This window comes from Bradyrhizobium sp. AUGA SZCCT0169, from assembly GCF_018130085.1.
Classification (GTDB): domain Bacteria; phylum Pseudomonadota; class Alphaproteobacteria; order Rhizobiales; family Xanthobacteraceae; genus Bradyrhizobium.
The window spans coordinates 48,096-66,902 of the sequence record NZ_JAFCMC010000038.1 but is presented as its reverse complement, the minus strand read 5'-3'; the positions used below and the strand labels follow the sequence as shown (position 1 = coordinate 66,902).

13 protein-coding genes are annotated in these 18,807 nt (G+C 63.2%); 4 read left to right on the top strand and 9 right to left on the bottom strand.

Features of this window, described 5'->3' with window-relative positions; all coding sequences use genetic code 11:
- Positions 1-255 precede the first annotated feature (255 nt).
- The 3 genes from JQ609_RS29420 to JQ609_RS29405 form a co-directional block, all read right to left on the bottom strand.
- A complete protein-coding gene (locus JQ609_RS29420) occupies positions 256-3,303 on the bottom strand; it encodes an autotransporter domain-containing protein (RefSeq protein ID WP_312014909.1) in 3,048 nt (1,015 codons plus the stop codon).
- 330 nt (positions 3,304-3,633) lie between these two features.
- Positions 3,634-7,146: a cadherin-like domain-containing protein gene (locus tag JQ609_RS35675; RefSeq protein ID WP_283813896.1), complete on the bottom strand. Its 3,513-nt coding sequence runs from the start codon at positions 7,144-7,146 to the stop codon at positions 3,634-3,636.
- A 180-nt stretch (positions 7,147-7,326) separates the two neighbouring features.
- On the bottom strand, positions 7,327-8,463 hold the full coding sequence (locus JQ609_RS29405) for a helix-turn-helix transcriptional regulator (protein ID WP_212276280.1): 1,137 nt from the start codon (positions 8,461-8,463) through the stop codon (positions 7,327-7,329).
- Positions 8,464-8,554: 91 nt separating this feature from the next.
- Between JQ609_RS29405 and JQ609_RS29400 the strand changes: the two genes are divergently transcribed.
- Together JQ609_RS29400 and JQ609_RS29395 are read left to right on the top strand one after the other, a co-directional pair.
- A complete protein-coding gene (locus JQ609_RS29400) occupies positions 8,555-8,785 on the top strand; it encodes a hypothetical protein (RefSeq protein ID WP_212276279.1) in 231 nt (76 codons plus the stop codon).
- A gap of 588 nt (positions 8,786-9,373) precedes the next feature.
- On the top strand, positions 9,374-10,888 hold the full coding sequence (locus JQ609_RS29395; protein ID WP_212276278.1) for a CYTH and CHAD domain-containing protein: 1,515 nt from the start codon (positions 9,374-9,376) through the stop codon (positions 10,886-10,888).
- 119 nt (positions 10,889-11,007) lie between these two features.
- Here the strand turns inward: JQ609_RS29395 and JQ609_RS29390 are convergent, their stop codons facing one another.
- A complete protein-coding gene (locus tag JQ609_RS29390) occupies positions 11,008-11,649 on the bottom strand; it encodes a hypothetical protein (protein WP_212276277.1) in 642 nt (213 codons plus the stop codon).
- Between the two features lie 15 nt (positions 11,650-11,664).
- A complete protein-coding gene (locus JQ609_RS29385; protein ID WP_249128550.1) occupies positions 11,665-12,822 on the bottom strand; it encodes a TAXI family TRAP transporter solute-binding subunit in 1,158 nt (385 codons plus the stop codon).
- A gap of 506 nt (positions 12,823-13,328) precedes the next feature.
- Here JQ609_RS29385 and JQ609_RS29380 point away from each other — a divergent pair.
- Entirely contained in the window at positions 13,329-13,547 is a 219-nt protein-coding gene (locus tag JQ609_RS29380) for a hypothetical protein (protein WP_192737681.1), read from the top strand.
- A 100-nt stretch (positions 13,548-13,647) separates the two neighbouring features.
- Here the strand turns inward: JQ609_RS29380 and JQ609_RS29375 are convergent, their stop codons facing one another.
- The 3 genes from JQ609_RS29375 to JQ609_RS29365 form a co-directional block, all read right to left on the bottom strand.
- Entirely contained in the window at positions 13,648-14,445 is a 798-nt protein-coding gene (locus tag JQ609_RS29375; RefSeq protein ID WP_212276276.1) for an ABC transporter substrate-binding protein, read from the bottom strand.
- Positions 14,438-14,776: a cytochrome c gene (locus JQ609_RS29370; protein ID WP_212212921.1), complete on the bottom strand. Its 339-nt coding sequence runs from the start codon at positions 14,774-14,776 to the stop codon at positions 14,438-14,440. Before JQ609_RS29370 ends, JQ609_RS29375 begins: the two co-directional genes overlap by 8 nt.
- A gap of 76 nt (positions 14,777-14,852) precedes the next feature.
- Positions 14,853-16,577: a PQQ-binding-like beta-propeller repeat protein gene (locus JQ609_RS29365; RefSeq protein ID WP_212276275.1), complete on the bottom strand. Its 1,725-nt coding sequence runs from the start codon at positions 16,575-16,577 to the stop codon at positions 14,853-14,855.
- A gap of 518 nt (positions 16,578-17,095) precedes the next feature.
- On the opposite strand from JQ609_RS29365, the gene JQ609_RS29360 reads away from it, so the two are divergent.
- A complete protein-coding gene (locus tag JQ609_RS29360) occupies positions 17,096-17,812 on the top strand; it encodes a dihydrofolate reductase family protein (protein ID WP_212276274.1) in 717 nt (238 codons plus the stop codon).
- Between the two features lie 67 nt (positions 17,813-17,879).
- Here the strand turns inward: JQ609_RS29360 and JQ609_RS29355 are convergent, their stop codons facing one another.
- The gene (locus JQ609_RS29355; RefSeq protein ID WP_212276273.1) at positions 17,880-18,689 is read right to left on the bottom strand and encodes an SDR family NAD(P)-dependent oxidoreductase; all 810 of its coding nucleotides are present in this window, start codon (positions 18,687-18,689) and stop codon (positions 17,880-17,882) included.
- Positions 18,690-18,807: the final 118 nt, after the last annotated feature.

The window sequence follows — 18,807 nt, the reverse complement described above, 5'->3', positions numbered from 1 at the left end:
GCCAGGACCACACGGTTTTGCCGTACGCTTATCCACGCCGTCGTCGAGGCGTAAACCAGCGTCCACCGCAACCCGCCCAACGTCCGTGACGACGGCCGACGCCCTTCTGACCAGGACGGGATGACGATAGATGCGCACTGATTTGGGTCGGCCGACAACAGAAATATTTTTGATTTACGGAAATTTTCTACTTGACACGATTTCTGAAACTCAGAACTGATTTGCCCGACGGGTTGATTTGTCGCACCGCGCATCTCACCACGCGTACCGCACCACGCCCTTGCCGGCGTAGCTGCGCGTCACGTTGGAGAACTCGCCTTCGAAGGTGGCGGCCGTCGACCAGCCGTTCATCCACTTGGTTTCGGCCGAAGCCGTAACGAGCGCGGAGTTGGCAGCTTGCGCCGCGCCGTTGACGAAGAAGCTGGCGCCCGGCAGCGTCTGGAACGTCGCCCCGATGCCGCGGTCGGGATTGAAATCATGCGCCCATGCCACGCGGCCGCGCAGCGTCAGGATCGCGGCCTGCATGGCGAACGATTTGTCGGTGCGCAGACCGAGTTCGCTGCGGGTATCGGTCACGCTCTTCGCACCATAAGCGAGGGCAAACGTGTTGGTGCCGGAGATGACGCCTTCCGCATAGGCCGGCAGTTCGAACGTCGTGAACTGGCCTGCCGCGTACGGCGTGAAGCCGATCCCGCCGATGACGGGGGCTACGAAGCGATAGCCGCCTTCGACACGGCCCGACCAGGCATTGGCGTTGAACCGCGCGCGCAGTTGATCAATGCCGGCGATGGTGACGGTGCGATCGGTGGTGACGTCCTGCCAGCCATAGGCCAGCGCTCCGGACAAATAGGCAGCTCCGACATTGTGCCGGATGAACGCGCCGGCCTGGAACAAGTCGGAACGTCCGGTGCCGTTATTGGCAACGCTGAAATTGGTGCCGCCGCCGGCCAGCGAGAAGCCGGCGATGGTGAACGGCGAAAAGCGATAGTCGGCACCGATGGCGGTGCCATAGATCCGCGACGTCGCCGTATTGGAGCCGGCCACGGTATTGCCGTCGGTGGTCTGCGAGCCGCCGAAGCCGGCCGCCCACACGCTCCAGCGCTGCTGGAACGGCACCATTGGCGGCGCCTTGGTGTAGATCGCCGCCAGCGCGTCATTCGGATTACGCTTCTTCGCGGCATAGGCCAGCGCTTCCTCGCCGGCGTAACCGGATGCGTTGCCGCCGGCAGTTGCGCCGTCACCGCGCCCCGCAATGAACGGGTCCATCATCACGCCCATGAACTGGTTCATGGCATTGAAGGTGGACTGCTGCGATCCGGTCGCGGTCTCGCCGGCCGCCTGCGACAGACCGTCGGCCGACATGTTGGCGAAAACAGCGGGAATGCCGCCGGTGGTGTTGAAGAAATTGGTCAGCGCGTTGGCGACGTTCTGCTGATTGCCGTTGAGGCCGCCCGGAATGGTGAAATCCAAGGTCATACCGAGATAGACGTTATTGGCGTCGTAGCTCAACGTCGATGTGGCGTTTGATGGCGCATTCTCGGTGAGAAACGAAGAGAAGGTGCCATTGATGCCGCCGGTCGCGGTGAGGATCGTGTACTGCTTTTGCACATACGCGCCGTTAGCAAACACGACGCCTGCGGTCGCGCCACCAAGGGTAGCCGTGCCGGTGACATTGGCAAATGACGTCGTGGCCGGATTGACGAAAACTACATAGAGCGCACCGGACTGGAACGCGAGATTGCCGACAATCCTCATCGATGTGCCCGGCATGTTGAAATCACCAGCAAAAAATGCCCTGGAAATCGTGCTGTTGGCGCCCGTCACCGTGCCGGCACCACTCAGCTGAAGGAACGTCTGGTCGAAGCCGTTCAAGTCCACGGTCGCGCCGCCTGAAACCGCGAGTACATTGAATATTCCAAAAGCGCGAGCGGATCCGGCACGCAACGTGCCGGCGTTCACGATCGTGAAACCAGAATAATTATTCATCCCCGCCAACTCGAGGGTTCCGGCGCCGGTCTTGGTAAAGCCGCTTCCGACCAGCCCCGTGGTTGTGATCACGCCCTGGATTGTGCTGGTGGTGCCCCCCGCGATATCAAAGTTGGGATTGCCGCTGATGAAAAATCCAAAGTTATTGGCGAACGTGGCATTACCCGTAACGGCCAATCTCGCGCCATCGAGAATTGAGATAGACTTGTTGCCAATGCCGAGGTTGGTGTCGTTTGTGATGGACAACGTGCCAGCCCTGATGTTGACGAAATTGCCAAAGGTACTGGCTCCGGACAGGGTCAGAGTGCCGGCACCTGTCTTCTCTATTGCACCCGCGAAGCCGGTGATAGATGCGGCGAGCGTTGTATCGGTTGATTGCGCGAAAGTAAGTATGCTGGCCCCGATGTGAATATTTCCAATGATGCCCGCAGTCGCATTGCCGAACGTTATGGTGTTGACGTCGGCAGCGCCGCCCGTAAGGCGGATCGCTTCCGCCCTGGTTACGCCATCACCATTCAGTCCGCCGCTGATCGTGCCGTTGTTGATGATCGTCAGTCCCCTTCCGACAATACCGACACCACCCGCTCCGTTAGCGCCATTGCCGGCCCCGCCCATGCCACCGGCACCACCGGCCCCGCCGCTCAGCAGAGCTCCTGTCCCCACGTTCACGGTTCCACCGGGGTCGACAAATATCACCCCGACCCCTCCTGTGCCGCCTGAACCACCAAACCCCGCTGCGCTCGACCCGCCTGCTCCGCCAGCACCACCTGTTAGCTGAACGTTGCTGGAGGCGTTGAAGGTAGCATTGGGGAGTCTAAACCCAGCTTGTTCTCCGCCGGCGCCACCCCCGCCACCGCCGCCGCTGCCATTCCCTGCACCGCCATTACCGCCGGCGCTTCCAGTGAAGTTTGTGTTGGATATCACGAGGGTGGCGTTCTGGAACCAGTTCTGGAATCCGCCGCCACCTCCGCCGCCGCCATCTCCGACAAGCCCACCGGCCGCGCCATTGTCACCAGACAGCATCAAAGTGGCCGCTCCCGATCCGCCCGAGGCGCCGCCGCTTCCTGGTCCACCTCCCCCTGGAACGCGCCCACCGCCAAGGCCACCACCAGCGCCGCCGCCGCCGCCGCCACCGCCGCCGCCCGGATCGGCCCCGCCCGCAACCCCGTCATCGCCCGTGTTTCCCGTTATCATGTCCGCGCCACCGCTTCCCGCTCCGGCACCCGTTGCACCGGCGCCGCCCGCGCCGCCGTCCGCGAACGCGGGAGCGCAACCGACGCCAACAGCAACCACCGTGATGGAAAGCGACAACCGCACCAGCGCGGTGCTTCTCAACAGGGCTGTGCGAAGCTGCGAAGCCGCAAACGATGATTTTTGGGAGAACGACATGGGCCGAGACCTCGAAGTAAAAACTGAAAGTTCAGCGAAACGACTGAACGTGGCGGTGGCCCAGGAATTCAGACGGGGCGATGCTGGTATACCGGGCGTCGCTGCGCATCATCGGAACCAATGAGGTCGACGAATTGAGAACATGTGTTGCATAAGGGTGCGCGGTGGGTTCGCTGATGCCGGGCATGTCGGCCGCCACCAAAGGCTCACCTGACATCCGCGGGGCTTCGACGAGATCAGGCTCCGAAGCGCCTCGCATCACACCAGCCAGAAATCGGCGGCCATCGGCGGATGCTGAAGGACGCTGAGGTCCAGGACATCGGTATCGCTGAGCGATCCGTCGCTGCTGGTCATGGTCAGGTGTTCGACGCCGCTGAAATCGAACGCGCTGTGGTAGAGCACGTTGTTGGCAACGCCGAGCACGGCATTGATCTGCGCCACACTGCCGGACAGCGTCACCGTGGCTGACCCGCTGCCGACGACGGTGGCGCCGCCAAATGCCCCGACGCTCAGCGTGCCATGATCGACGTGAAGCGTGGTGGTCAACGACGTGCCATCGGCGTCGCCGACGGCGAGCCCCGAGATCGCGATGTTCATGTTGGTTGCGACATTCCGCGACGCCGGCATGGTGTTGACCGGCGCGTCGTTGACACTGAGCCTGGCGCCCGCCGCAACGGACTCCAGGCCGTCGGTCACCTGGTAGGAGAACGCGACCGGAGCGCCGTCATTCGCCGCCGGCGTATAGCTCCAGGTGCCATTGTTGTTGTTGAGGAGCGCGCCGGAGCCTGCCGAGATTTGCAGATTGGTCGCCACCAGCACCGACGGACCGTCGGGATCGCTGGCGTTGACCAGCAGTTCGGCCTGCGTGATCAGCCGCGTGCCGGAGTTCGCGTTGATCGCCGCGAGCGCCGCATCGGCGCTCACCACCGGCGCATCGTTCACCGGCGTGATGTCGAGCGTCGCACCGTCGGTCACCGAAGTCGTGCCGTCAGTGACCGAATAGGAGAAGGACACCGAACTGTCATCGTTCGCCGCCGGCGCGTAGCTCCAGGTCCCGTTGTTGTTGTTGACCAGCGTGCCCGCGCCGGAAACGATCGCAAGAAAGGCTGCGGTCAGCGACGGCCCGTCGACATCCCCGACATTGCCCAAAAGCTCGGCCTGCGTGATCAGCCGCACGCCGGAGTCCTCGGCGATCGCATTCAGGGTCACGAGGCCGGTCACGACCGGTGCATCGTCCACCGGCGTGATGTCGAGTGAGGCGCTGTTGGCCACCGAGGTAAAGCCGTCGGTAACCTGAAAGGAAAACGATGCCGACGCGTCATCGTGCAGCGCGGGTGTGAAGCTCCAGGTCCCGTCATTGTTGTCGACCAGGGTGCCCGCGCCGGCAATGATCGCAAGATTGGCTGCGGTTAGGGATGGCCCGTCGACGTCCGTGACGTTGACCAGCAGCTCCGCCTGCGTGATCAGCCGCGCGCCGGAATCCTCGGCGATCGCACTCAGGGTGACCGCACCGGCGACGTCAGGCGCAATGCTGTTCGTCCTTCCCTGGATGATGATTTTGAGGCTGGCCGAATTCGTGCCGCCATGTCCGTCGCTGATGCCGTAGGTAAAGCTGTCGACGAGCGTCTGGCCCGTATTCAGCGCATCCACAGCCGGATTGGAGTTGTCCAGCGTATAGGCGTAGCTGCCGTCGGCATGCATGACCAGCGTGCCATGGCTCAGATTGAACGTGCCGGAGCTTGTTACGGTGAGCGCGTTCCCGTCGGGATCGCTGTCGTTCGTCAGCACATTGCCCATGATCAGGTTGGGTGCGGCGTCTTCCGTTACGGTGCCGGCATCAGCCACGGCTACCGGCGGATCGTTCGCCGCAATCGCCGTGAGAACGACATCATTGCCGTCGCCGCCGTGATAGCTGATCGCGTACCTGACGGCGCCGGAGAAGAATGTGCTGCCCTCGGCGTGACCCGCGAAGGTGCCGGTCACCGCATCCGCGGTGCCGTTGTTATCGATGATGCGGAAGCTGTTGCCGACAGCGGGCACGAACCCGCTGAATAGCAACAGGTTGAGCGTCGCACCGCCCAGCGCGACGGTGCCGTTGACGACGACCTGATCGAAAACGCCGGCCTGGGCACCACCAAGCTGGACCGCGAAGCCCGCGCCTGACGAAAACGACAGGCTGCCCGTGTGCATATTGCCTGCAACGGCATCGAACGTGAGATCGAACACACCGCCGCTCCGCACTGTGACCGCGCCGGTGGTGCCGCCGCCCGTCAGTGTGGCGCCGCTGTGCACGGTGACGGCGGATCTCGCGATCGAGCCCTCCACGTCCAGCGTTCCCTGCAGGACCGTTGTCGCGCCCGAATAGGTGTTGGTCGTAAGAAGCACGAGCGTGCCGGTGCCGTCGACGACGATACCGGTCTGGCCCATCGTATAACCGGCAGCACCGGCATAGCCGGCGGCGGCGGCGGAGCCGGCATCGTCACCGATCACGTCGAAGATGTACTGTCCGAGGAAGCCCGTCAGGTTGCCATTGGCATCGCGTGTAACCCCGGTGCCATCAGGCCGAAAGGTCAGCGTGTTGTTGCCTTGCAGGTAGATGCCGCTGCCGAAGGCCTGGCCCGTCGGAATGCCGGCGATGATCGCGGGTTCGCCTGTCTGGACGACAGCTGGGGGGTTGGCGGTGCCGCCTCCCGTGACCGAATTGAAGACGATGCCCGTCGAGCCGGCGAAGCTCAGCGAGGCACCTTCTTGCACGAAGACGGCGCCACCCGCGCCAAGGCCGCCGCCGCCGTAGCCCCCGGTGAGCGTCCCGCCGCCCCCGAACCCGGCTGCGCCGTTCGTGACGGAGCCTCCTCCGCCGCCGCCGCCAAATCCGCCCTTGCCGAGGCCGGCGCCGCCGCCGCCGCCAAACCCGCCGTCCCCGCCGCCGCCACCGCCACCACCGCCGTACCCGCCGTCGCCGCCGGTAAATGGGCTGCCCGCAGCGCCGCCGACGCCGCCGCCACCGCCGCCGCCGGGGCCGACGCCTCCGGGCTGATTACCAACCAACCAGCCAGCAAAAGTCCCATCGCCACCGCCGCCGCCGCCACCACCACCGCCGTTCAGGCCGCCTGCGCCCGGGGTGTAACTCCCCTGTTCGCCTATTCCGCCACTGGCACCGCCGGCGGCGCCGGAAACGAGGCCGGTCTCGCCGCTGCCACCCTGGAAATCATCGGCAGTGCCGCCGTCGCCCCCGATGCCGCCGCCTCCGCTGCCGCCTTTAAAAATGTCCACGGCGCCGCCGTCGCCGCCGAGACCGCCGCCGCCCCCCGCAGCGGATCCGATGATTGCATTGAGCGAGCCCAGACCGCCCTCAGCCGCGTTCTGGGAGAAATTGACATTGCTCAGCGTCACGTTTCCGGGGTTGCCGGCCACATTGGCGCCGACGAAAAGCCCGCCGCCCAGCCCGGCTCCGCCACCGCCGCCTCCGCCGACATCCGAAGTACCGCCGTCGCCGCCCTGCGCCAGCATGTTGTTGATGAGAAGGTCGTTGATCTCGACCGTTCCGGCGTAGACGAAAAAGCCGCGCTGGATGCCGCCGCCGTTCAGCGTATGGCCACCGCCCTCGATGACCAGCGTGACGCCGACATGCAGGTTGATCGCCTGCATCGCCGTGGCGCCGAGGCTGATGTTGTTGCCCAGCGTGATGGTGACGACGGTGCCGGGTGCGGTGACGCCGGCGGCCGACACGATGGCGGCGTTCAACTGGGCAATGCTGGTGACGGTGGTCATTTCAAATCTTTCGACAGGGGAATGCGTTCAGCGCCCAAAAATTCGGACGGGGGACGTTGGAACGTCCGGCGCAGCGGCACATCATCGGAACCAATGAGGTCGACGAATTGCAGCTCGAATTATTTGGTTGGCGGGGTCGGGGCGGGGATGCGCAAGATCCGACGCCTGCAGATCAAGCGGCTACGGCGCGCGAACCGCCGGCGTCGAGGCCTGCAACAGGCGCAGCAGGTCGGCCTGCCGCAGCGTGTGGGTTTTCGCGAACATGTGCTGCAGATGGGTGCGCACGGTAGGCTCGCTGATGCCGAGCATGTCGGCCGCCTCCTTGGCGCCCAGCCCTTGGGCCAGCGCCAGCAGGACGCGCAGTTCTCCGCCAGTCAGCTTGTGAAGCCTGGCAAAGGCCTCCCCCGGCATCATCGGGGCTTCGAGCGGATCCTGCATGAAGATCGCGACGGAAGCGGCGAACGGCGCCACGATGTCGGCTCGCTGACCGCGCTGAACCGGCAGCAGGGTCGCGATATAGCCCGCGCCGGTTCCACTGGGGATGGCGAGCGAACGCTGGCCCCCACCATCATCATCGCGGGCCGCTCGGTCGATCGCCATCGACAAGGCGGCGCTTGCGGCCGGATCGACGGGCTCGAGGCGGTTGTTCAGGATGCGAATGGAGGTGCCGGCCTTGACCTGGCGCTCGGCCGCTTCATTCATGTACACGACCCGGCCATCGCGCGCCGCGAGGAAAACGCCGGCGGCGAGGACATCGAGCGTCTTTTCCAGCATCTCCGAGCGCAGGGTGCGGATATCGAGCGCGTCCGAAATCGTCAGCGCGCGACAGACGTGCGGCGACAACAGCTTGAACAGCCCGATCTCGAGCTGCTGGTAATGCGGCGCCTGGTCTTTCCGGGACGCGTGCATCGAAGCCATGCGGCCGCCGGTCCGCAACGCCGGAAACCAGATCATGTCCGTCAGGGCGAACGGCTCCAGCACATCCCGGTAGAAGCGGCTATCGAGCAACTCCTGGCGATCGGTAGAGAGGATGTTGACGTCGCCGACGCTGGCGACGATGTCCGCCGCCGCCATCGGGCTTTGCGCATACTGGCTTCCCAGCTTTTCAAGGAATTCCGGTTGGTACCCGAACACGAACAGTTGATCGTTCTGCACGTGCCGCATGTCGTGCACGCAAATGCCGCCGCCTGTGCTTTCACAGAGATCGGCGATCTTCCGGCAGGTCTCGGGCCAAAGCTGCGGATCGAGCGCGCAGTCATAGATCGCGCCGATCGTATCCGACAGCGCTTGAGCTGAGACGCCCTCCAGGTCGATCATGTTGACATAACGGCTGCATTCACGGCCCACAGGCCGACCAATGCACGGACCGCGTGCAGTAGATTTTCTTTACAATACATGGGGTTCACCAATGAAACGACTGTTTCAGGTTTGGGAAATCGGGTCAAACGATATTGCGCGGAACTCGCCAGCGCGCAGCCAGGCGCAACGGCTTGTTGGCGTGCTGCAGGTTGAACCAGCCGACCGTCATCGGGGTAACAGCGGTGCCTTGCTCTCGCGATTGGCCAACGCTGCAACAATATCGTCCTCGAATGCGAACGAAGATGTCGGTGGCTTTGAGCCCGCGCCGGACCATCGCTGACCACTGTCAAGCGGCCAGCAGCAACTCACATCTCGATCCCGCTACTTCTCGCGCCCGCACCGCTCGACGGGCTCGTCAGCGAGAGGGACCTTGCGTCTCGGAATTCGGCGTGCCGGACGCATGATGCGTTGCACGATCACGATCATCGTTCGGGACCCATTCCTCCGCGCTTGAGTCCCAATGATGGGTATCGTCGAAGTGTTTCCAGAGTGGCGGCCTTCGCTTGCTTTCACCCTTCTGTCGCAATGCATTCAGGGCGCGGAGCACAACGAGCGCGCCAGCCATCGTCACCCATCCGCGAGCATTATATCGGGAGTTCCATTTGAATGTCTCGAGCATGATGCCTCCTTCAAGAAAGAAGCCTTCCGCCATCCTAGCCCGGGCCAAGAACACAGGAATGTAAAGTACTTCACAGTCCGTCGACATCTTCGACATCGCCAGAGGCGAACCCATGAGGGCATGCGTCTGGCGGCGCCGGCGGGGACTGAGTGTCCCGGATCATATCCGCTCCATCATATCCTTTCTACGGCTTGAATACGGAACCTTTCGGGAAACGTCCGTTTTTACCAACGCCCGACGGAGTCCACGATGAGCGTTGAAGCCGAACTGAAGTTCCGTGTTGCGCCCCGGAAGCTGTCATCTGTTGCGAAGACCCGCCTGACGGGCGCGCGCCGCGGCGGCCGGTCCGAGCAAAATCTGGTGACAATCTATTTCGATACGGCCAAGCACAAGCTGAAACGCAACGGACTTACCCTGAGAGTCCGCCAGGCCGGCGATGACTATGTGCAGACGGTAAAGGCGGTAACGTCGGGAGTCCTCGCCCGCGGCGAGTGGGAAACGAAACTGGATGGCGCGACGCCCGATCTCACGAAAGCCAAAGACACGCCGCTCGACAGGCTGATCACCAGGAAGTTGCAGCGAAAGTTGAAACCTGTCTTCCGGACCTCCGTTCGTCGGATGGCGCTGCCGATCCGCACCCGGCGCAGCGAAATCGAACTCGCGGTTGACCGCGGAAAAATCGCGTCAGGCGGTCGCTCGAGACCGATCTCCGAATTTGAGCTCGAACTGAAGGGCGGAAGTTCCGCCGATCTGTTTCGGATAGCTCGCAGTTTCGAACGCAAGACCGGCGCCGAGCTTGATTTGCAATCAAAGTCTGAAAAGGGTTATCAGCTCGCCGGAGGCGGTCGCGAAAGCGCCAGCCATGCCGAACCGATCCACCTCGACAGGAAATTGTCAGCCAACGATGCGTTCACCGCAATTGCCTCCTCCACGTTCCGGCATTTCGCGGCCAATGCGGACGCCATACGCAACCTGGACGCAGAAGCCATCCATCAAATGCGGGTAGGCCTGCGACGAACGCGTGCAGCCATCTCGCTTTTTGACGACGTGCTGCCGCGCGCGAGTACCGCCGGCATCAAGGAGGAGCTCAAGTGGCTTACAGGCCAACTCGCACGGGCTCGTGAAATCGACGTCTTTCTGGAAGAGCGCGTTTGCCCGGTAGTGAAAGCCGGCCCACCCAAGCGAGGGTCTCGCGCGATCGAGAAAAAGTTTGCGGCGCAACGCACCAAGGCGTTCAAGCGCGCCGGTCAAGCCGTCGGGTCACCCCGGTTCCGTCGCCTGCTGATCGATATGCTCGAATGGATCGAAACCAGAAAAGCGCCAGCCGACAAAGACAGATCGATTGGGCCGTACGCCGCCGAACTTCTCGATCGCCGCATCAGAAAGGTGCGCAAGCAAGGCAAGCGCCTGGACGAACTCTCACCCGACCAACGCCATAAATTGCGGATCAGGATCAAGAAGATCCGTTGCGCCCTCGATTTCTTTGAAGGTCTCTACGATGACAGCGATCGCAAGGAGATTGCGCAACTGTCAAGCCGGCTGAAAAACGTTCAGTCGGCGCTCGGAGCGTTGAACGATTTTATGGCGCACCGAAAGATGGCCACAGAAGCCGCCCTGACTGCTCCGCAGGCCAATCGAAGAGCCCAGGCCTTCGCGTCCGGTTTTCTGGTCGGTCAGGAGCGGGAGGCCGCAATTGGTCTGTTGAAGGCGGCACGTCGTGAGCTTCAGCACCTGCGTCCGCTGACCGTCGAGCCACTCCGATGAGGAAGCGTTGCGGTGTCCGCGGTTGACGAGATTGCGCTCTCAGGCCTTGGAAGGCCGCAATGACCCCGCCAGGATGCCGGTTCTGATGTCCAACCCCTCCCACGCGTACGTAGCGCGCGTCATTTCGCAACACGCGCTTCCTCCTTCCTGGTCACATGCCAGATCACGAGGTGGTAGTGCGGCACGTCCACGCCGGGGTGACCAGGGTTGAAATAGATGCTGACGTGGTCAAGCGGTGCACCGGCGAACCCCGGCGCCTCCAATGGCTTGTGATCGTCGATATCTTTTGTCGGGACCATATACACGGTCGCCATCAAGCGATCCTTGCGGTCGAAGGTCACGAATGGTCCGAGCGGCAAGGTTTCGGGTTTGACAAAGACGATGCCCAGGCTGGGAAAGAACTTTGGGAAGTTCACGAGATCGCTGACGCGCTTGTATCCGTTCTTCTCGGCCATCTTCCGCTGATTTGGCGGCGCACGAACGACGGCGGGCTTCCTGTGCGCTTTGGCTGCTCTGCGAACGGCTGGTTTGGCTTTTCTGACCTTGTCGGCCGTTTGCACCCTGGTCGGTGCTTGCACTTGCGGTGCCGCGCTTTGCGATGGACCAAATTGGGGTTGACCAAACGGGGGCTGAACAAATTGTGGTTGACCGAATTGCGGTTGGCTCAATTGGGGTTGGCCAAATTGGGCGGCAGGCTGCCGCACATCGGCGATCAATCCGAGCGAAGCGACGAGAGCTGCGGTCACCAGCGCATTGCGCATCGTGATCTCCCAATCTCACCTGCCCTGCTTGCGTTCCTGCCACCGCATGAAATCCTGGAACAACTCTTCGCGGTCCGGCGGATTGCTGGCTGGCTTCTGCTCGAGGAACCGGCCGAACGCCTTGCGAAGCGCAGCCTCTCCGCCCGATTGCCGCTGCAGCCAGCGCTCTGCCGGACGAAATCGCCGCCACCCCGGCAGCACCTCAGGCAAATTCACCTCGCGCCATTTGGGGTGGTGAGCGTCACCGAGAAATTCGGGAAACCGCGAGAACAGCGTTTCGACAAAATGTTCCAGGAGCTGAAACCGCTCGCTTCGGGTCGGCCAGTTGTAGGCGAAAAGAGCGCATTTGATCGCGATCGTGTCGACGCTTTCACCGGTCCCAACGATGTTTGGGTAATCCTCGCGGCGGAACGTCGATGGCAGATAATCTTGCTGCAGCGCCCGGGAATACGGTATCGGCAGCAGGTGAATGCCATCCATTTGCGCGGTGCGGGCCAGGGCGCTGACCGGCTTGCCCGAAACCAGCAGGCTGGCGAAGATTTGCCCCTTCCTCATGCCATCCAGCGCGGCGTCCAGCCCCAGGTTCAATTCGCTGAACTTAACCTCCAGACGGTTGAGCACCTCACGGCCAAGCAGCGCGGCAGCACTGCCTTCTTCGCCGAGATTGACCGTCTTTCCCTCAAGATCCGCCAGGCTCTTGATCTCGGAGCGCGCGAGGAGATGGAACTCTTCGACAAAAAGCGGGGTGATGTAGACGAGCTTGTTCTGGATGTCCGGGATCGTCCTTGTATCCCGCAGCCGGTCGACCAGGACGACAGGCGCGATCGCCATGTCGGCACCTGCCAGCGTCAGCACGTCCAGGATGTTGCGGATACCACCGTTTCCCACCATCGGGAGCACCCGTAATGCGACCTCGCCGCGCGGACCGGTCTCCTGGCCGGTGGCCAACGTGGTCGCAATGTCCTGCGTGATGGCGAACTCGGTGCTTTGCGGCGGACCGGTTACCAATCCCGCGGTGTAAGGGCTCACAGCTGCTCCCGCTTCCTTCCGGGGAGCGCTTGCCTTGGGCGCAGATGCTTTGGCGGGTTCACTCGCAGAAGCGGATGGTCGGGTTTGGGCGAGGCCCTCCCGGACCGGTTGGCCGAGCCAAGCCGCCGCAATGAATGCGGTCAACAAACCGACCCGCACCACTCCGCAGACCCTCATTGTTCCCACCTGTTCGACCAGACCAGCCCCGGGCGTGACATTCGCTCGCCGTCAGGGAAAAGGCTTGGGCCGACAAATCGTCACCCCGCGACGTCACAACCACGACCGGGCAAAGTGGATTTGCTTCGCCTTTTCTAACGCGCCCGAACCAGTGGCGTTCCTTTGTCGGGGATGCCTATGAACGGACGTCGTCCGGCCGCTTCGGCAGGCCTGAAAACTGCCGATAGCAGGCTCGTGCACTGCAGCGAAGAGCAGGGCTATTCAATTACGGCGTCAGCGCGCGCAAGAAGAGGGGCCGGGACTTCGAGACCGAATGTTCTGGCAGTTTTGAGGTTGATGTGAATCTCGTATCGATCTGGTTGTTCGACCGGGAGGTCGGCGGGCTTGATCCTTGGGCGGTCCGATCGCGTACCACCCTATTTTGATGTGTGCTACTTAGATGGGTAGCAAACTGGCAGCAGGAGAAACCGATCATGACTGACGATCAGGTCAATCTCGTCGTTCAGCATCTTTGCGAGCAATTGCACCTGGCGCTCCGATTGAAGGGCAGCGAAGCACATCCACCAAACGCCAAAGAAATTGGATTTGATCCTGCCTCTGTGAGAACTGTATTGCTGACCGGATTGCGTTCGGCAGGTGTCACGACCCACCACGAGGCAGCCGGGGCCAGCGAAGAGCCGCCGTGGTCCTAAAACAAGGCATTTTCCGCAGCGTCGTTTGACTCACCATACGTAACAGCGCGCGAGTGTTTTCCGGTCGCCAAGCCCGGGGCATCTGGCGCGATACCGCGCCTCACTGCGGAGGTCGCAGCTCGATGCCGTAGCGGGCGTAGATCCGCGCGATGGTGCCATCGGCCAGCAGGGCCTCGATCGCCGCATCGACACGCGCGCGCAGCTGGTCGTCGGGCCGAAGCAGCCCGGCGGCAATATTCCAGTTCAGGTCCTGATCGTCGCCGAACGCCGGAATCAGGCGCAACGGCTTGTCGGCGTGCTGCAGGTTGAACCAGCCCACCGTCATCGGGGTGACGGCGGCGGCCTCGATCTCGCGATTGGCGAGCGCCGCAACGATATCGTCCTCGAAGGCGAACGGAGACGTGGCGGCACCGCCCTTGGCGAGCGTCATCGAGACCACCGAGCCGACCGGTACCCCGACCCGCTGATCGGGACCGAGACCGGCCAGCGAGGACGCCTGTGAATCGCCGCGCACCGCGAGCACGACGCCGCTGCGGTGGTAAGGACGCGACGTCCGCACCCCGCCGGAGGGCGGCGTATCCTTGCGGGCGATGACGTCGAGCACGAGGTCGCAATCGGCGCGGCGATACTGGATTGCGCTGATCACCCATTCCCGCGTCAGCTTGACACCAAGTTGCTGGGCGATTTTTTCGCCGAGTTCGATCTGGAATCCGTGGACCGGTCCGGACTTGCTGGCAAACGGCAGCGCGTTGGGGCTGGCGCAGAGCGTCAACGCACCGCGCTCGATGACGGCTTCGAGCGAGCGGGCATCCGCCGGCGCGCTCCAGATCATCAGCAGAGCGAGACCTGCCGTATATCGCGAGTGGCGATATCGCGGTTTCCACGCCGCTTTAGTCATCGAGCCCTCGAATGTAGGCCAGGATCGCGATGATCTGGCCATCGCTGAACACCGAACCATAGGCGGGCATGGCGCCTACCTTGCCCTTCTTGATGCGCTCGATGAGGTATTCGTCGCTGCGCTCGGACTTCGACAGCTTCGGGCCCCTGCCCGCATGGCGGCCGCCCTCCTGGTGACAGAAGCCGCAGGTGGTGGCGAACATTTTCCCGCCCTCGATGTCGTCAGGCGAGGCTTCGGCCTGGGGCAGCGGATTTGCAGCCTGCTGGGCCAACGCGGCGGTCGACAGAAATGGCCAGATGATGGCCGCAACAATCAGCAACGGTATTCGCATTCCAGCATCCGTATTGACCTCGGGAGCAGCAGCGCAAGGGCGGCAAGGAGATCGATCCCTGCCGCCCGCGCCACCATCATTGTCTGAGTGCGTAGACAATCAGAGCGCCGGTATTCTTCGACATGCTCTTGAAGGGCTCGCCATAGAGCGCAACGAACTCGTCGGCCACCAGGCTGCCCCAGCCCGCCGGTACGGCGACGTACTGCTTGCCGCCGGCCATGTAGCTGATGATGCCGGCGTTGTGCCCCATGCCGTTGTTGCGCGACCAGAGCTCTTCGCCGGTATCGGCATTGTAGGCGTGCACGATACCCTCGGCGTCCGGCACGAAAACCAGATTGCCCGCGGTGGCGAGAACGCTGGCGAGCGGCGGCTGCTTGTAGGCGACCTCCCACTTCTTGGCGCCGGTGACCGGATCACGGGCGCTGAGATGGCCACGGGCCGGTCCGTCCGGCGGCGCCACGATCTTGAACGTGGCGCCGAGGTTGAGCTGGGCCATCGGCTCCGTGATCGGCGTGGTCTTCTCGACCGTCATCTCCATGCACCACTCCTGCCCGATCCGGTAGAACAGCCCGTTCTTGGGGCTGTAGGCGCCGGAGTTCCAGCTGATGCCGCCGGCGATGGCCGGGCACAATGGCGGGTCGACCTTGCCCTCGACGAGGTCGCGGCGACCGATCAGTTCACCGGTCTTCGGATCGATGCTCTTGACGAAGTTGATGTTCTTTACCAGCGGCCAGACGTTCTCGACCTTGGCGTTGGAACGGTCATAGACGAAGATGTATCCGCTCTTGTTGGCATGCACCACGAGCTTCTTGCCGCCGCGCTCGATCATGACGAACTCGCCCACGGAAGAGTCGAAGTCCCAGGCATCGTGCGGCAGCTCCTGATGATAGAATTTGAGCTTTCCGGTATCGGGATCGAGCGCGATGACCGATGTCGTGTGGAGATTGTCGCCCGGCCGCGGTCCACTCTTCTTCCAGTCCGCGCCCGACCAGTCGTAGAGCGGCGCCGGGTTGGCAGTGCCCCACCACACCGAATTGGTTTCCGGGTCATAGGTTCCGGGCATCCAGCCGCCGCCGCCGCCGGTCCGCCAGGACTCGCCGCCCCAGGTCTTCATGGCCTCTTCGGTCCCGGCCACCGTGAAGAATTCCCATTTCTTCTGGCCGGTCTTGCCGTCCACGCCAAAGATCGGTCCGCGACCGGTCCATTCGCCGCCCTGCGCGCCGATGATCACGATGTCCTTGACCACCAGCGGCGCGCCGGTGAAGCCGACGGTCACCTTCTTGGAATCCAGCAGCTTGGTGTCCCACACCGGTTTGCCGGATTTCAGATCGAGTGCGATCAGGCGCCCGTCGACGGTGCCGACATAGAGATTGCCGCCCCCGATGGCGATGCCGCGATTGTAGGGCGAGTGCGTTTGCTTCGCGACCAACTCCTCGTCGAGCTCCGGCGCATAGGCCCAGATCGTCTTGCCGGTCGCGCCGTCAAGCGCGTAGACGCGGCTGTAGGAGCCCGAATAATACAGCACGCCGTCAAGGGCGAGCGGCGTCGACTGCAGGCCGCGGGTGGCGCGTTCCGGGAAATGCATCCAGGCGACTTCGAGATTCTTGACGTTGCCGGCGTTGATCTGCTCGAGGCCGCTGTAATGGTAGGACTTGTAAGTGCCGTGATATGTCGGCCAGTCGTTCATGGTCGCCTCGGCATTCAGCGCCGCAGGGTTCTGCGCGCGCGCCGGCGAGACGGTGACCAATGCAGCCACCGCCAGCGCGGCGCAGCCGACAACAGATCGTCCATAGAAAATCATCTGCATCCTCCCTTTGTGTTTGTTTGTTGGGCCGAATTTCCGTCGCGACTCGTGCAGGATGTTCTGGTGTCAAAGCCTCATCAGGTATCAAAGCCTCATGGGGTCGGCAGTTCGAGATGGATGGCATGGACCGGCGGGACTGCCGTCGTGGGGCGGCAGCACTTCATGCCGCCTGATTGAGAGGCGGCCGTGGTCCGGGATTGTTTTCGAGGCGGGGACGATTTCAGCGCAGCGCGGCACACGCGGTCATGGCCGGGGCTTGCCTGCCCCAAACGGTCCCCGGCGACGTCGGTGCGGTGCACCATGACATGTCCCTCGATGCGCCACGCTATTAGCTGACCGGATTGTTGTTTTTTTGTGGAGCACCGTCGGCTTTGGCAACCCTAAGCTGAATTGCCTGATCCGCAAAAAATTTCCTGTCGGCTTCTTTGCAAATTTCAGTCAGGCTCGCACGCGCCGCCATCACGGCAACGACCACACGTCCGGCGACAATACAATCAGCAGGAAAGAGACCAGCGATGCGGCCTTACATCATCTGCCACATGAGCACATCCATTGATGGACGCCTGCATCCCAGCCGCTTCACCCGGGCGGCCACGGGCATCCCGGGGGATGTTTTGCGAGGACATTATGAAAAAATACATGAAGGGTTCGAAGCCGAGGGATGGATCGTCGGTCGCAAGACCATGAGTGAAATGGCCAAGGGAACCGAACGGCGCCTTGCCGAAGCGCCAAAAGCGCCACGTCAGGCGCATATCGGCGAACGCCGTGGCCGCAAGCTCGCTATTGCCATCGACCCGTCGGGGCGGGTCCATTACGGCAATGACAATGTCGGCGGCGACCACGTAGTTGCGGTACTCGGCGAGCAGGTCGCCGACGCTTACCTCGCCGAACTTCGCGAAGACGGGGTTTCCTATGTCTTCGCCGGCGCGAAAGGCGATGATCTGTTGCACGGGATGGAGCAACTGACCGCTGTTTTGGGCGTCGAGAAGCTGCTGCTCGAAGGCGGCGGCAGGATCAACGGCGCATTCCTCAAGCACAGACTGATCGACGAGTTCAGCACATTGATCTGGCCCGCCGTCGACGGCGTGGCCGGCACGCAAAGCATCGTCGATTACGACGGCCCGGAGGGCGACCGTCCCGGCGCGGGTCAGTCGTTGCGGCTCACCCACTGCGAGACGCTGGAGGGCGGCATGATCTGGCTCCGTCACGCCGTGGAGCGCGCGCCCGGGTAGGGCCGCAATGCGCAACTCGCCGACCGAGCCATCACCGGCGCGTGTCAGCGACACATTCACCTCTTCGTCACTCAAAGCCCGGCCGCGGTACCAAATTCATCAGCATGTTGGCATAGCCGCCGTCGACGGTGATCTCGTCGCCATTGACGTAGGACGAGCGGTCGCTGGCGAGGTAGAGGATGGCGTCCGCGATGTCCTGCGGCAAGCCGACCCGCCGTAACGGCACCACGGCGGAGCGGCGTTCGGTGACACCGGGTGTGTCGTAGAACGCCTGGCTCATCGGCGTGATCACCATGCCGGGGCTCACGACGTTGCTGCGGATGCCTGCCGGTCCCCACTCGCTGGCGAGCTGGCGCGAGAGCATGATGACGCCGGCCTTGCTGACGCTGTAGGCGCCGCTCTGGCCCTGCGCATGGCTGCCGGCGATCGACGACACGTGAACGATGCTGCCGCGCCCGGATTTACGCATCTGCCGGCCGAAACTTTGCGCGCAGAGGAAGTAGCCGGTGAGATTGACCGACAGCACGGCGTTCCATTCGGCCAGCGTCAGGTCCTCAAGGCCGCCCGGCCGCAGCACCGCGGCGGTGTTGACGAGGACGCTGCATGGCCCCAGCGATTGCTCGACCGCCTCGGACACGCCGGCAACGCTCTCGGCATTCGCGGTGTCGCAGCGCCCGACGAAATGCCCGGCGCCGAACTGGCGCAGCTCACTGCGCGTGGTCTCAAGGCCGCGCTCATCGAGGTCGATCGCGGCGACGCGGGCGCCGGCCTGCGCAAGGCTGAGCGCCGTGGCGCGGCCGATGCCGCCGCCGCCGCCCGTCACCACGCACACGCGGCCGGTCAGGCCGAGCCAATCGGGTGGATTTTGTCCGGTCATGATGGCGATGCTCCCTGTGATTTTTTCTATTTGCGAAATTTCCTCATGGCCGCGGCGGTAATATAGCCGCCGCGACCTGTTCGTAGTTCGTAAGATGGGTTGAGCTCTTGCGAAACCC